This is a genomic window from Micromonospora sp. NPDC005299, from assembly GCF_042872345.1.
In the GTDB taxonomy this organism is placed as follows: Bacteria; Actinomycetota; Actinomycetes; order Mycobacteriales; family Micromonosporaceae; genus Micromonospora.
This window is the reverse complement of record NZ_JBIAKG010000010.1, coordinates 78,279-92,084: the sequence shown is the minus strand read 5'-3', so window position 1 is coordinate 92,084 and position 13,806 is coordinate 78,279. Positions and strand designations below refer to the sequence as shown.

Here is a 13,806-nt window from a genome sequence, read left to right as displayed (position 1 = left end):
ACTATTGTCGGCCAGGTGTCTGAACTTTATCGTTGCCGGCGATGGCTACCTCACTCCACACCCCGCTCCGCCTCGGCGTCCGGCCCTGGTCGCACCTGGTGCCGCTCGCGCTGGGCGAGGTCGGGGCACCCCCGCTCGACGTGCGCGTCGCGCGCCTCGCGGTGACCCCGGACCTGCTCGACGAGAGCGGTCTCGACGCCGGCGAGACCTCCTTCAGCCGGTACACCCTGGCCCGCGCGGCCGGCGACGACCGGCTTGTGGGCATCCCCGCCTTCGTCATGCGCGGGTTCCGGCACCGCTGCATCCTCGTACGCAAGGACAGCCCCGCCGCCGGCGCCGCCGACCTCGCCGGTGCCCGGATCGGCCTGACCGGCTGGCCGGACTCCGGCAACACCTGGACCCGCGCCGTGCTGCGCCGGGCCGGCGTCGACCTCACCGGCGTCGCGTGGATGGTCGGGCCGCTCACCCCCGACGCGGCGGGCGGCGACCGCATGGGTGGGATGGCGCCACCGCCGTGGGTACGGCTCGCCGAGCCGGGAGAGTCCCTCGTCGGAGGGCTCCTCGACGGCACGCTCGACGGGATCATGACGCCGTTCATGCCGCCGGGCTTCCATCGCGACGACACGCCGCTGCGCCCGCTGTACCGCGACTACCGCGCGGCCGAGGTGCGCTACGGCGAGGAGGTCGGGTTCATCCCCGGCATCCACCTCATCGCCGTGAAGCGGGAGCATGTCGAGGCGCGGCCGGATCTGCTCGCCGACCTGATGACGGCGCTGCGGGCATCGCAGCAGGCGTGGTGGGCCAGCTACCGCAAGCACGCCGACTCGACGCCGTGGGCGCTCGCCGAGATCGACGGCACCGAGCGGCGCTATGGCCCGGACTGGATGCCGCACGGCCTCGCGGCGAACCGCTCGATGATCAGCGCCTTCTGCGCGGAACTGCACGCCCAGGGCATCGCCGAGTCGCCGATCGACCCGGACGTGCTGTTCCCCGAGTACACCAAGATCGCCATTGAGATGGGAGTGGAGTAGATGCGCCTCGCGTTGGGCCAGCTCGCCGCCAGCGAGGACTGGCAGGTCAATCTCACCCAGTGCACGGCCCTGGTGGAGCGGGCCGCCGTCGGCGGGGCCGACCTCCTGGTCCTGCCCGAGGGGGTGCTGGCGCGGTTCACCGATGACTTCACCCGGCTGCGTACCGCAGCCCAGCCGCTGGACGGGCCGTTCGTCACCGGTCTCGCCGCAGCCACCGCCGGGACCGAGGTCACCGTGGTGGCCGGTGTCCACGAGCCGGGACCGGACGGCCGGGCGTACAACACCCTCGTCGTGCTGCGTGACGGACAGATTATCGCCAACTATCGCAAACTGCACCTGTACGACGCGTTCGGTGCCAAGGAGTCCGACAACGTCATCCCCGCCGACGACCCGCCGGTGACCTTCCCCTGCGCCGGGCACACCGTCGGGCTGATGACCTGCTACGACGTACGCTTTCCCGAGTTGGCGCGGCTGCTCGTGACCGAGGGCGGCGCCGACGTTCTCGTCCTGCCCGCGGCGTGGGTCCGCGGACCGCTCAAGGAGCGGCACTGGGAGCTGATGGTCGCCGCGCGTGCCCTGGAGAACACCGTCTACGTCGCGGCGTGCGGCGAATGCGGCCCGCGCAACATCGGTCACTCGATGGTCGTCGACCCGCTCGGCGTCGTGGTCGGGCGCCTCGCCGAGGAGCCGGACCTGCTCTGGGCCGAGGTGTCGGCCGAGCGGCTGGCCCAGGCCCGGCGGCGGTTGCCCGTGCTCGACAACCGGCGGTTCTCCGTCGACCCCACCCCGACCCGGTCGCTCGCCACCACGACCGGCTGACAAAAGCAACCCTGGGATAAGAGGAACTATCACCATGCGCCGTACCACCATCGCGGTAACCGCCGTGTCCGCGCTGCTGTCGCTGTCGCTCGTCGGCTGCGCCAAGGACCCGTCCGAGGCTCAGCCGGGCGGCGGGGGCGAAAGCGCCACGCAGCAGCAGGACGCCGCCCTGCACGACAAGCTGCCCGACAAGATCAAGCAGGCCGGCAAGCTGGTGTCGGTCAACAGCGGATCCTTCCCGCCCTACGAGATCGTCGGCAGCAACCGGGACCTCAGCGGCGCCGCCGCCGACCTGTCCGACGCGCTCGGCCAGGTGCTCGGCGTCAAGGTCGAGCACGTGACCGTCGAAGGTCTCTCCGGCGTGCTGACCGGCATCAAGGCCGGCCGGTACGACTTCGCCCTCGGCCCGATCGGCGACTTCCCCGAGCGCGAGACCGACAACGACTTCGTCGACTGGGTGCAGGAGTTCGTCGTCTTCGCGGTGCCGAAGGGTAACCCGAAGCAGATCAAGGACCTCGACAGCGCCTGCGGCCTGCGGGTCGCCGTGATGGCCGCCGGCTCGGCCGAAAAGGTGATCAAAAACCAGGCGCAGAAGTGCACCGCCGAGGGCAAGCCGGCGATCGAGGTGCAGTCGTACAAGGACCAGCCGTCGTCGATCCTGTCGGTCAAGTCCGGCCGCGCCGACGCCTTCTTCTCCTCGCAGGCCCCGCTGACCTACTTCGTCGACCAGTCCAAGGGTGAGCTGGAGCTCGCCGCGGTCGGGCAGAAGAACGGCTTCGACGACCTCTTCCAGGGTGCGGTCGTGCCGAAGGACTCGGCGCTGCGTGACGTGCTGCTGGCCGGCCTGCAGGAGCTCTTCGACAACGGCACCTACGCCAAGATCATGGCGAAGTGGGGTCTCGACGGCAACAAGCTCGACAAGCCGGGCGTCAATCTGGCCGGCAGCAAGGGGTGAATACCATGGCCACGAACGCCCCGGCTACCCGGGACGCCGGCGATGGCGTCGCCGGCACCGCCGAGCCGGTCGACGTCGCACATGCCGTGCCCCAGCGGCATCCGCTGCAGTGGGTGGCGACCGTCGTGGTCGCCGTCCTCGCCGCGCAGCTGATCCACATGCTGGTGACCAACCCCAACTTCGAATGGGACGTGGTCCTCCAGTACTTCAACACGGAGTCGGTCGGCCGCGGCCTGTGGACCACGCTGAAGCTCACCGTCATCGCGATGGCCGTCGGCATCATGCTCGGTGTGCTGCTGGCGGTCTGCCGGCTCTCCACGAACTGGCTGTTGCGGTCCCTCGCCGCGCTATACATCTGGTTCTTCCGCGGGGTGCCGGCGCTGGTGCAGCTCATCTTCTGGTTCAACATGTCGGCGCTGATGCCGCGGGTGTCGATCGGCATTCCGTTCGGGCCCGAGTTCGCGCACTGGGAGACCAACGCGCTCATCACCCCGCTGCTCGCTGCGATCCTCGGCCTCGGGCTGAACGAAGGCGCCTACATGGCCGAGATCGTCCGGGGCGGCCTTATGTCGGTCGACCAGGGGCAGACCGAGGCGGCGCAGGCGCTCGGCATGAGCCGGACACGGACCCTCTTCCGGGTCGTCCTGCCACAGGCGATGCGCTTCATCGTGCCCCCCACGGGCAGCCAGGTGATCAACATGCTCAAGGCGACGTCGCTGGTGAGCGTGATCGCGCTCAGCGACCTGCTCTACACCGTGCAGTCCATCTACAACCGCACCTTCCAGACGATCCCGCTCCTGCTCGTGGCGTGCGTCTGGTATCTGGTGATCACGTCGATCCTCTACGTCGGGCAGTCGTTCATCGAGCGGCACTACGCCCGCGGGAGCAACCGCAACGCACCGACCCGCTACCGCGACGTCCTCAAGATCCGTCGCAAGCCGGCCGTGCCGAGGGTGGAGGTGCCGTCATGACCGCTGCCAGCCAGCCGCTGATGTCGGCTCGCGGAGTACGCAAGCAGTTCGGGCCGCTGGAGGTGCTCAAGGGGGTCGACCTCGACGTGCACCCCGGCGAGGTGGTGGTGATCCTGGGCCCATCCGGCTCCGGAAAGTCCACCTTCCTCCGCTGCGTCAACCACCTCGAGCGCATCGATGGCGGCTCCGTCACAGTGGATGGCGAGCTCGTCGGGTACGAGCAGCGCGGTAGGCGCATCCACCGGCTGCCCGAGCGGCGCGTCGCCCGGACCCGGCGCCAGATCGGCATGGTGTTCCAGCACTTCAACCTCTTCCCGCACCTGACGGTGCTCGGCAACGTCATCGAGGCGCCCGTCGGGGTGCTGCGCGAGCCCAGGGCGAAGGTGCTCGCCCGGGCGCGTGCCCTGCTCGACAAGGTCGGTCTGGCGGACAAGGCGGACTCGTTCCCCCGCCAGCTGTCGGGTGGCCAGCAGCAGCGCGTGGCCATCGCCCGGGCGCTCGCCATGCGCCCCAAGCTGATGCTCTTCGACGAGCCGACCAGCGCGCTGGACCCGGAACTGGTCGGTGAGGTGCTCGCCACGATGCGGGACCTCGCCGCGGACGGGCTGACGATGATCGTGGTGACCCACGAGATCACGTTCGCCCGCGAGGTCGCCGACCGCGTCGTCTTCATGGACGGCGGCACGATCGTCGAGAGCGGCACGCCCGCCGAGGTGCTCGATCGGCCTGCCAACCCGCGTACCCGGGCCTTCCTCTCACGATTCCTCCCAGCCGGACAGTCGACCGCCTGAGCCCCAGCTCAGTGACCGCCGTCCACCGCCGGGAATCGGTGGGCGGCGGTCGGGGAGAGCAGATTGGGAGCAGCGAGGTGCACTCAACGGCGCTGTACTGCATCGAACGGCGCTCAACGGCGCCCAACGACATGCGTTCCCGCCTGCTGCTTCACAATTGCGCAGATCAGAGGCGGTGCAGCGTCTTGCTTCACACGGAGTGCTCAGCCATATTGAGCAGCAGTCGAAAGCACTCTATGTTGCCTGGCAGGTGAGTATCCGCAGGTCAAAGCGGTAAGGAGCCGCTCGACGGCCTGGCCTTGCATTTGGGAGCAGGTTGGGTGCAGCTCGGCGAAGTGGTCACCGCGTCCGAAGTGCTCACCGAGGTCCGACAAGGAATAGTGCGCTGACCTGCTGCGATGTGGACGAGCGGGTCGGTGTGACCTCCCAGAGAACACCGAAGTGGTCAGGGTTCGCTGCTCCCCGCCTGGTCGGTGCCGGCTGTCGTCCCGCGGCCCGCTGACGCCAATCACGAGGGCATCCTGCATCGACGCATGGCTCTGGGCGCCGTCGTGGTGGCGTCGATATGGATCCCGGGAGCTGAGACTCGAATCCCACGGCAAATCCCCTGAGCAGGGCCTTCTGCTCGGTGACCTCTTCGACAAATCCGAAGAGGTCCAGCTGCTCCCGCAGCAGGTCGTCTCGCCCCGCTGCGCTACTGGCGGCAGACGTGGTGCACACTGCCAGCCGTGACTTTGCGATCTTCACTGGTGCTGCCTGTGGCCGCCGTTGTCATGGTTGCCGCGGCTGGCTGTTCCTCCGGCACCACCAACATCCCGGCGCCTGCTGCAAAGCAGAGCACTGCGACCGCTGCTGTGGCGGGTTCGGCTGCGAAGCCTGCGACCACGGGTCCAACTGCCGAGTAGGTGGTGGCAGCGTTCGACAAGGCGGGGCTGCCCGTGCCCAACCCTCGCGACAACTCCAAGAACTGCGCGGCGCTCGGCTGCACTCAGCTGCTCACTACCGACGCGATCTCCGTGTACGTGTTCCTTGCTGGGCGGTGACTGGTTCGATGTGGTGCCGGCGTGCCAGTACGACGATGGCCAGGACCGCCATGGTGACGATGGCCAGGAGTGAGAGGAGGTGGGGCTTGCCCGGGATTACCTGGGCTGAGATGAGGGAGAAGTCCCACATTCCGTGGATGATGGCCGGCACGGTGATGCCGCCGGAGCGGCGTCGGATGAGGTAGAGGAAGTAGCCGGCGACCATGGTGGTCAGTACCTGGGCGAAGGCTACGGCACCTACGGTGAGCAGGTTGGTGGCGTGGGCGAGGGCGAAGATGACCGTGGACCACAGGGCGACCTTTCCTTCGGTGAACCCGGTGGAGCGGAACACGGTCACCCCGAGCCCACGGAATATCAGTTCCTCGCTGGCGCCGATCAGCAGTGCGGAGAGCAGGAGTGTCAGGGTGAAGGTGGCGCCCTTGGTGGCGAGGGCGCCGTAGTCGGTCACGATGAGAGCGCAGGTCGCCATGCCGATGGGCACGACCACGACCCAGCGCTGGACCGGATGGTTATCCCGCAAGACCGGCGGCCACCAGCGAAGCCAGGAGATGGCCGCGATCACCAGCACGACGGAGACCGCCTCCGGAACCGTGATGCTGCGCCACATCTCGTTCAGCGTTCTAGGCGCGGCGTACCTCGTTTCCAGGCCACTGGTCAGGGTCAGTGCCAGCCCGTGGAGCACGACCAGGTAGGCGACGACCATGCCGACGAACGCGACCACGGATAGGCGTCGGCTGTCCGCCGGCAGGAGGTGCCGCGAGTTCGACGGCGGCGTCATGCCACCCTCTGTTCCTTCACCCGAGTCAGGTCCACGCCTCGCCGCCGTATCACGGCGCCGGCTACCCCGCTTCGGCCGAATCATTCCGGCCTGTACCGTGCCAAAACTCTGTTTAAGGCTGTGTGCTGGAGATTTGCCTGGCGGATCAATCGGCTCGACGATATTCCTTGATGACGCCGCCCAGGACGCGGCGTCGCCGGATCGGCTTGTCGATCGCGACGACCGCGTCGGGGTCGTAGTCGGGTGGATGCTGCTCCAGGCTCTGGTGGGGCCGGTGCCGGACGAAGTGGTCCTCGTAGTCGCGCAGCACGGTGCCGGCGTGCTGTTCGTTGTAGATAAGGACCCGGTCGGTGCACTCGGCCCGGACGCTGCGCACGAAGCGTTCCGCGTACGCGTTCGTCCGAGGCGTGCGTGGCGGTGTCTTCCCTTCACCATCGAACGGCCCGCCGAACTCAGAGCCGAGGTGCGCGCCCTGGCCGCCCGCCTACTCACCCACGCAGACGCAGGCGAGTAGACCGCCACAGCGGCCCGTCGACGTTGGTACTCCGGCAAGCATGAAACATCCGCTCTTGCCGCCGACCGTGCGCGTGGTGTCTCAGCACGCCGGTCACGCTGAGTAAACGTCAGCCTCGATGCTGTTCCTTAAAGACGTGCCGAGGCGAAGCGCCAAGGCACCGGGCGACGCCACGTCGCGCGCCGGGGTCGGGGAGCACGTGGGGAGCAGCCGTGTGCACTGAACGGCGTTGAACTGATCCAACAGCACGCAACGGCGCTCAACTGCACCCGCCCCCACCTGCGGCTTCTCATTACCGCAGGTCAGAGCCGGGGCAGCGTCCTGCTTCACACGGAGTGCTCAGCCGTATGCACAGCAGTCGACGGCACTCTATGTCGCCTGGCCGGGGAGTATGCGCAGGTCAGGGCGGTAAGGAGCCGCTGGACGGCCTGGCCTTGCATCTGGGAGCAGATTGGGTGCAGGTCGGCGAAGTGGTCACCGCGCCCCGAAGTGCTCACCACAGTCGGACGCGGAATAGCGCGCTGACCTGCGGTGATGTGGGCGAGTAGGCTGGCGTGACCTCCCAGAGAAGATCGAAGTGTTCACCTCCCCGACGCCAGCAGCGCGCTGAGCAGCTTCAGGTAGCAAGTCGACGGCTGGGGCGTCCCGCCGATGCGCCCGGGCGATAGGTGTCCGTCGCTGGGTGCGCCCGTCTCTCCCTCCCGAGCAGTCCTGCTATCCGGAAGATCAATCTCAGTCGCACCGCCTTGACCAGGGCTTCCTGCTTGGTGACCTCTTCGGCGGACCCGAAGCGGTCAGGCTGCTCGCACAGCGGGTCGTCCCGGATGGCTGCGCCGCTGGGCGGAGGGCGTGGTGCGCACGGCCAGCCGTGAGCCATCCGAGCCTCGGCGGTCGGGGCGGCCCGACCACGCCGGCTCCGGGCGCAACCTTCTGGGCGCATTGGCTCCGCCCTAACAGCGACCGTGGCGCGTCCGGCGCGACGTGGCTACCAGGCCCGTACCACCGCGTCCGACACGCGCAGCGTCTCGTTCGGCTCGACGGCCGGGTCGTCTCGCACCACCGCGACGTCCAGCCCGGCCTTTTCCAGGCGGTCGAAAGCCCGGGCTGCATCGGCCACGGTCCCGGCGGCCACCACGGCGTCCAGCAGGTCGTCGGTGACGAGATCTGTGCGCGGGACGCCGCGATGCCAGCCCTCGCGCAGGCTCGCCGCCACGTCAGGTTCCACGCCGGCAAGGCGCGTGATGATGTGCTCGCCGTGCACGCCGAGGAAGCGCGCCACCATGGGCCGGATCCGGTCCCGTGCGGTCGCCGCATCCTCGTCGACCGCGATCCCCACATAGGCCGACAGCTCCAGACCCGGGCCGACCTGCTCGCGTACCCACCGCACGTACTTCGGCCCGGCGAGGATGGACAGCAGCAGGCCGTCTGCTAGCTTGCCACCGCGGGCGATGGCCTGGGGACCCTTGACCCCGAGGACGATGGGGGGATCGGGGCGCACCGGCGTGAAGGACAGTCGGGTGTCCACGTGGAAGAACTCGCCGGCGAAGCTCACCTGCGCGCCGGTGAGGAGCTGCCGCAGCACGGCCACCGCCTCCAGGGTGCGGGCGAGCGGCCGCTGGAACGGGATACCGAGCTGGTCGGACATCCAGTGCTCGTTGCTCGCGCCCAGTCCGAGCACGGCGCGTCCACCGCTGATCTCATCCAGGGTGGCGAACTCCATAGCGGTCAGCGCCGGGTGTCTCGTCCACGGGTTCACCACCCCGATGCCGACGCGGACCCGCGACGTCGCGGCTGCGACCGCCCCGGCGAGGGCGAACGCTCCACGCTCCAGGTAGTCCTCGGTCAACCACACGTCGTCGAATCCCGCCGCCTCCGCCGCGATGGCGGCCCGTACCGCGCTGGCTGAGTCGCGGTGCCCGGAGATCGAGAAGGCCAGCCTCACGTCGTGGTCCTCGCCGTAAGCGCGTCATCCAGCGCATCGACCGACGGTGGGATCACCGCGACATCCGGCAGCCGGGCGGCCGTCGCGCCCACGTCCTTTAGCCCCGTGGAGGTGCCGATGATCACGACCGTGTCCTCGTGGCACACCACTCCGGCGGCGGCTGCCCTGCCCAGCGCCACGGCCGCCGTCACGCTCGAGGCCTCTAGATACACGCCAGCCTCCTGGGCGAGCTGCAGCTGGGTCGCCATGATCTCCTCGTCGTCTGGGGTCGCGAACGCCGCACCGTGGCTCGCCCAAAGGGCCGCGAGGCTCTGCTGGCTGCCGAACGGGGAGGCGGTGGAAAACGCCACCGACGGCTGCACGGGAACCGGACCGGCGACGGACGCCCCCGACGCGAGCGCGGCGGCCAGGGGCCCGAACGGCTCGGCCGCGATGAGGCGCGGAACACGTTCGATCACTCCGATTGCCGCCAGGTCGGCGAACCCCCGGCCGATGCCGGAGAGCCCGTCGCCGTAGGCGACTGGGACGACGACCACGTCCGGCGGGCGGGAAAGCTGTTCCACCAGTTCGTACGCGATGGTCTTGTAGCCATCGACGCCGTACGGGTTGGATCCGGCTGGCGGGTTCGCGAACCCCGACATGGCCATCCACCCGCGGGTGGCGACGAGCTCCCGCATGAGTGACCACCGATCGGCCGGGTGCTGCAGCGCGACCACGTCGGCCCCGTACGACTGCATCAGGGTTTTCATTGTCGCCGGGACCGAGGCCAGCGTGAGCACGACGCAACGTAGCCCCGCCCGGGCCGCGTAGGCGGCGATGGCCGCGCCGTGGTTGCCGGTGCTGGCCACCACCACGGTGCCGGCGCCGACCTCGACAGCCTTGCTCACCGCGACCGCCGCCAGCCGGTCCTTGTAGGACCAGGTGGGGTTGCGGCTCTCGTCCTTCAGGAACACTCCCCGCACCCCGGACCGCTCGGCCAGATGGGGAAGGTCGACGAGGGGCGTGCCGCCCTCGCCGAGGCTGACCGGCCGGGTATCGGCGGCGAGTGGCAGCATGGCGCGGTACCGGAACAGGCCCGGCTGGGCGAGGTCGACCGGAAGGTGATCCATCCCCGTGAGGTCGAGCACCGGCAGGATGTTGGCGGGGACACCCTCATCGGCGCACCGCGGGCAGCCGCCGCCGATCAGGGCGACGGAGGGGGCAAGGTAGCGGCGGTCGCAGCGCACACAGGCCAGTTGCCCGTCGTAGCGGCTCATGCGGGCACCACCGCCAGCTCACGCTCACCGGAGCAGAGCATCTCGATCCCCGTCTGGGTCACCACGACGGTGTCCTCCACCATCATGCCGCCCCAACCGAGTTCGTAGTACGGCGTCTCGAAGCAGAAGGTCATCCCCGCCTCAAGTGGCACGTCGATGTCCGGGGCGATCACCGGAGGCTCGTAGATGGACAGGCCGATGCCGTGGCCGCAGTGCTGCCGGCGGTAGCTCATCACGTGGCCGCCGGTCGCGTCGAACCCGGCGCGGAACAGCTCCGCGGCGGTGACGCCGGGTCGCGCCAGCTCGAGCTGCGCCTGCTCGCCCGCGTGCACGGCGGCGTACACCCGCCGCTGGCGATCGTCGGGTTCACCGAGCACCGCCGTGCGACCGATGTCCGACCAGTAACCCTCGACCACGCAACCGACGTCGAAGCGGGCCGCCTCGCCCGGTTGCCACCGGCGGTCGGTGGGCATGGCGTCGGCGAGGGCGCTCCGCTCGCCCGTGGTGGCGACCACGAAGCGGGGGTCCCCTGCGCCGGCCACCATCGTTGCGGCGATCACCGCCGCCAGCTCCCGCTCCGTGACGCCCGGTACCGCCGTCACCAGCGCCGCCCGCACCGCCGATTCCGACAGCCGAGCGGCGTACCGCAGTATGGCGACCTCGCCGGGGAGCTTGATGGACCGGGCCGCCGTGACGACAGCCGTGGCGTCGTCGGCGCCAGCGAGCACCTCGGCGAGTTCGGGATGACCCGACGTGTCCTCAAGCCCGAATCGGATGCCACCCGCAAGACGACCAACCACCGACCGCAGCGCGGCGGGAAGGTCGGAGTGCCGGTCGGCCATGCGGGAGATCTGGACGTGGTTGTCGTTGACAGCCTGTCCCGCTTCCACGTAGAACCGCCCGAACGGCACCAGCCGGTCCACAGGAACACCCCAGTCGGCGGCGGCCGGTGCGTCCGAGGCGGCGCACACCACCCAAAGATCGTCCCCGGTGACGACGGCCGAGATCCGGTGGGCGCGGAACACCTGGCCCGGCACGCTGCGGTACCCGGTGACGTAGTGCACGCTCTCTGGCTGGGTCAGGACGAGCGCGTCGTAGGGCGCGCCCGCCAGGCCTGCCCGCAGCCGTGCCAGCCGCTCCCGGGCGAGCACCCGGAGGTCGACGTCCGGCCACGGTGGGACCTCGGCGCGTGGCAGCGCTCGGGTGACCGCCTCGGCCACCCGCGGTCCGCTCGACACCATCGTCATGACGACACTCCGTCCGGTGCGATGACCTCCTGGCTGAACTGCGCCATCGCGTCGATGGTCTCCTCGACGGAATCGGCCGCGAACAGCAGTGCCGCCATGGTGGTCACACCCGCCTCCCGGTACGCCTCGACCTGTTCCGCGACGTCCTGTGGGGTGCCGACGAGGTTGCGGGAGAAGAGGTCGTCGACGCCTTGATCCTTGAGGGTGGTCTTGGACAGGGACAGCAGGTGGCGGAATATCTGGGAGGACTCGAACCGGCGCCGGGCCTGTTCCCGGGTCGGGGCGACGCTCACGCCCACCTGTAGGGCGATCTCGAAGTCGCCCGGAAGCTGGCGACCGTGCTGCTCGGCCTCGTCGCGGATCAGCCGCGCGCCGGATCGCACCTCGCCCACCGACAGGCAGGCGGGTAACCAGCCGTCGGCCAACCTCGCCGCCCGGGAGCGGGATCCCGCCGAGTTGCCGCCGGACAACAAGGGCAGGTGTCCCCGGAACGGTTTCGGATAGCTCTCCACGTCCTCGAACGCGACCCATTTGCCGTGGTAGCTGGCGCTGCGTTCGGTGAACAGCTGCCGCAGTGCCGAGATCGCTTCCTCCGCGTGCTGCCCGCGGTGAAGGTGCGTCCCCGGGTGCATCGCCTCGAACTCCTCACGGTAGGCGCCGATGCCGACGCCGAGTACCGCCCGCCCGTGTGACAGCTGGTCCAGCGTCGCCGCCTGCTTGGCGGCCACGACGGGATGCCGGAAGGGCAGTACCATGATCGCTGTACCCAGTCGGATGCTGGTGGTAACCGCGGCGACATAGCTGAGGTATGCGAACACGTCGTAGTAGCGGGGCGGCTGGTCGAAGTCCGCGCGCACGTACCGCTGGGTGGTCACGTGGTCGTTGCCCCAGACGGATTCGAACCCGAGGCGCTCCGCCGCGCGGGCCAGCTCGACAGCCTGGTCGATGTCCGCGTACGGGACGGTGTACATCAGCCCTTCGGTGCCGGTCGGCACCCCCAACCCGAACCGCATCATGCCTCCACAGCGTCTGCGGCACGGCTGTGAGTAGGAGCGCTGTCGCGCGGGCGAGTGCCGCCGCGTATGCGCCGACTCACCAGGCCGACCAGCGTGTAGAGGACGAACCCTGCAACCAGGCCCTCGATGGCGTTCGCCAGGAGGAACTCGCCGTACCAGGCGATCAGCGCGGCGGCGATCCAGCAGGCAGCCGCCTCCCAGCGCACGGCCGGCACATTCTGCAGGACCCGTGCGTCATCGCGGCGGTGCAGGACCCAGAAGTGGGCGATGAGCAGGCCCGCGAACGGAGGCACGACGACTCCGACCACGCCAAGGAACTCGCCGAACTGGTCGGCAAGGCCGAGGAACGCTATCCCGACGGCGATCACGACAGCCACGACGGTCCAGACCGGCTTGGTCAGCCGCAGCTTCAGCAGGTTGGAGGCCGACGTGAAGGCGAGCGATGCCGAGTAGATGTTGTTGTCCGCCGTGTTCCACAGGGCGAGGAACAGCAGGACTGCGGCAGGCGCCAGCAGGCCAAGGCCCTGCATTACGACGACGAAGTTGCTCTGGCCGACCTTCATCGCCGAGACGGTCGCGATCGTCTCGAAGATGCCGACGCCGATGACGAAGCTCAGGAAGCAGGAGATGATCACGTCACGAGCACGCAATGCGTAGCGCTGCACGTCCGACACGAGGGCCGCTCCGGTGACCCAGGTCGCGACGACGAAACTCACGGCCGCCGGGAATCCGATCGCCTTGGCCGGCTGTGCGGCGAACACCTCACCGAAGCCACCGTCGAGGTTCCCGATGCGCACTAGTGCGAAGAGCCCGATCGCCACCTGCACCGGAACCGCGATCGCGGAGAACCGGTGCAGTCCCTTGAAGCCGAAGATCGCTGTCGTGAGGATCGCGAGCGCGAAAGCAATGACGAACGCCGACGACGGGATGGCCGGGATCAGGTGGTTCACCGCCCCGCCCCAGGTGTCCATGAGCACGCCGATGAAGCCCATGGCCACGATGCCGAGCACGATGGAGACCAGCACCGAGCCGGAGGTGCCGAACACGGCACGCGACGCGAGATAGCTCGTCAGCCCGGTGCGGAAGCCGATGATGCCGATCAGCGAGGCCACGACGGCGAGGACCAGGTTGCCGATGGCGATGGCGGCCATGCCCTCCCCGAACGTGGTGCCGGCGCCGATGACGCCGCCGACGAGGAAGCTGCTGACGCTGATGTTCCAGCCGACCTGCACCATGATCAGTTGTAGGAGGGGCTTGCGCTGCGACCGGGGAACGGCTTCGAGAGCATGGTCTTCCATGGTTTCGGCGATGTTGCCCTCAGTCGTACGGACTCGTGGTTCGTTCGTGCGGATCGGTTCCTTGACGGACATCGCACTCTCCGGGAATCACGCGACGGGGGATAGCCCTCGACGAGGTTGGTCGTCGTTAGGGATTCCGCACATA

Annotated in this window: 11 protein-coding genes and 1 pseudogene; 5 read left to right on the top strand and 7 right to left on the bottom strand. The window is 69.0% G+C overall.

Going from position 1 to position 13,806, the window contains the following annotated elements; genetic code table 11:
- Positions 1-41: 41 nt before the first annotated feature.
- Genes ACFYPD_RS25610 through ACFYPD_RS25590 form a run of 5 tightly spaced genes read left to right on the top strand, consistent with a single transcriptional unit; the run spans position 42 to position 4,567 of the window.
- The gene (locus ACFYPD_RS25610) at positions 42-1,031 is read left to right on the top strand and encodes a hypothetical protein (protein ID WP_387118396.1); all 990 of its coding nucleotides are present in this window, start codon (positions 42-44) and stop codon (positions 1,029-1,031) included.
- Positions 1,032-1,850, top strand: a complete 819-nt coding sequence (locus ACFYPD_RS25605; protein ID WP_387118393.1) for a deaminated glutathione amidase — start codon at positions 1,032-1,034, stop codon at positions 1,848-1,850. It abuts the gene before it with no gap.
- 34 nt (positions 1,851-1,884) lie between these two features.
- The gene (locus tag ACFYPD_RS25600) at positions 1,885-2,805 is read left to right on the top strand and encodes an ABC transporter substrate-binding protein (protein ID WP_387118390.1); all 921 of its coding nucleotides are present in this window, start codon (positions 1,885-1,887) and stop codon (positions 2,803-2,805) included.
- Between the two features lie 5 nt (positions 2,806-2,810).
- Positions 2,811-3,776 carry an amino acid ABC transporter permease gene (locus tag ACFYPD_RS25595; protein ID WP_387118386.1) on the top strand — a complete coding sequence of 322 codons (966 nt, stop codon included), beginning with the start codon at positions 2,811-2,813 and terminating at the stop codon, positions 3,774-3,776.
- A complete protein-coding gene (locus ACFYPD_RS25590) occupies positions 3,773-4,567 on the top strand; it encodes an amino acid ABC transporter ATP-binding protein (protein ID WP_387118382.1) in 795 nt (264 codons plus the stop codon). Before ACFYPD_RS25595 ends, ACFYPD_RS25590 begins: the two co-directional genes overlap by 4 nt.
- A 999-nt stretch (positions 4,568-5,566) precedes the next feature.
- Here the strand turns inward: ACFYPD_RS25590 and ACFYPD_RS25585 are convergent.
- The 7 genes and pseudogenes from ACFYPD_RS25585 to ACFYPD_RS25555 form a co-directional block, all read right to left on the bottom strand.
- A complete protein-coding gene (locus tag ACFYPD_RS25585) occupies positions 5,567-6,388 on the bottom strand; it encodes a CPBP family intramembrane glutamic endopeptidase (protein WP_387118379.1) in 822 nt (273 codons plus the stop codon).
- Positions 6,389-6,533: 145 nt separating this feature from the next.
- Positions 6,534-6,797 (bottom strand): annotated as a pseudogene (locus ACFYPD_RS25580) (integrase core domain-containing protein); the annotation flags it as partial.
- A gap of 1,090 nt (positions 6,798-7,887) precedes the next feature.
- On the bottom strand, positions 7,888-8,844 hold the full coding sequence (locus ACFYPD_RS25575) for an LLM class flavin-dependent oxidoreductase (protein WP_387118376.1): 957 nt from the start codon (positions 8,842-8,844) through the stop codon (positions 7,888-7,890).
- A complete protein-coding gene (locus ACFYPD_RS25570; RefSeq protein ID WP_387118373.1) occupies positions 8,841-10,100 on the bottom strand; it encodes a pyridoxal-phosphate dependent enzyme in 1,260 nt (419 codons plus the stop codon). Before ACFYPD_RS25570 ends, ACFYPD_RS25575 begins: the two co-directional genes overlap by 4 nt.
- On the bottom strand, positions 10,097-11,347 hold the full coding sequence (locus ACFYPD_RS25565) for a M24 family metallopeptidase (protein WP_387118370.1): 1,251 nt from the start codon (positions 11,345-11,347) through the stop codon (positions 10,097-10,099). Before ACFYPD_RS25565 ends, ACFYPD_RS25570 begins: the two co-directional genes overlap by 4 nt.
- On the bottom strand, positions 11,344-12,363 hold the full coding sequence (locus tag ACFYPD_RS25560; RefSeq protein ID WP_387118367.1) for an LLM class flavin-dependent oxidoreductase: 1,020 nt from the start codon (positions 12,361-12,363) through the stop codon (positions 11,344-11,346). The genes ACFYPD_RS25565 and ACFYPD_RS25560 overlap by 4 nt, the downstream gene beginning before the upstream one ends.
- Positions 12,360-13,733 carry a purine-cytosine permease family protein gene (locus ACFYPD_RS25555; protein WP_387118364.1) on the bottom strand — a complete coding sequence of 458 codons (1,374 nt, stop codon included), beginning with the start codon at positions 13,731-13,733 and terminating at the stop codon, positions 12,360-12,362. The genes ACFYPD_RS25560 and ACFYPD_RS25555 overlap by 4 nt, the downstream gene beginning before the upstream one ends.
- Positions 13,734-13,806 lie beyond the last annotated feature (73 nt).

Excerpts from the sequence above, each read along its gene's own strand:
- ACFYPD_RS25610 (WP_387118396.1), top strand. The coding sequence starts at position 42 with ATGGCTACCTCACTCCACACCCCGCTCCGCCTCGGCGTCCGGCCCTGG.
- ACFYPD_RS25605 (WP_387118393.1), top strand. The coding sequence starts at position 1,032 with ATGCGCCTCGCGTTGGGCCAGCTCGCCGCCAGCGAGGACTGGCAGGTC.
- ACFYPD_RS25600 (WP_387118390.1), top strand. The coding sequence starts at position 1,885 with ATGCGCCGTACCACCATCGCGGTAACCGCCGTGTCCGCGCTGCTGTCG.
- ACFYPD_RS25595 (WP_387118386.1), top strand. The coding sequence starts at position 2,811 with ATGGCCACGAACGCCCCGGCTACCCGGGACGCCGGCGATGGCGTCGCC.
- ACFYPD_RS25590 (WP_387118382.1), top strand. The coding sequence starts at position 3,773 with ATGACCGCTGCCAGCCAGCCGCTGATGTCGGCTCGCGGAGTACGCAAG.
- ACFYPD_RS25585 (WP_387118379.1), bottom strand. The coding sequence starts at position 6,388 with ATGACGCCGCCGTCGAACTCGCGGCACCTCCTGCCGGCGGACAGCCGA.
- ACFYPD_RS25570 (WP_387118373.1), bottom strand. The coding sequence starts at position 10,100 with ATGAGCCGCTACGACGGGCAACTGGCCTGTGTGCGCTGCGACCGCCGC.
- ACFYPD_RS25565 (WP_387118370.1), bottom strand. The coding sequence starts at position 11,347 with ATGACGATGGTGTCGAGCGGACCGCGGGTGGCCGAGGCGGTCACCCGA.
- ACFYPD_RS25560 (WP_387118367.1), bottom strand. The coding sequence starts at position 12,363 with ATGATGCGGTTCGGGTTGGGGGTGCCGACCGGCACCGAAGGGCTGATG.
- ACFYPD_RS25555 (WP_387118364.1), bottom strand. The coding sequence starts at position 13,733 with ATGTCCGTCAAGGAACCGATCCGCACGAACGAACCACGAGTCCGTACG.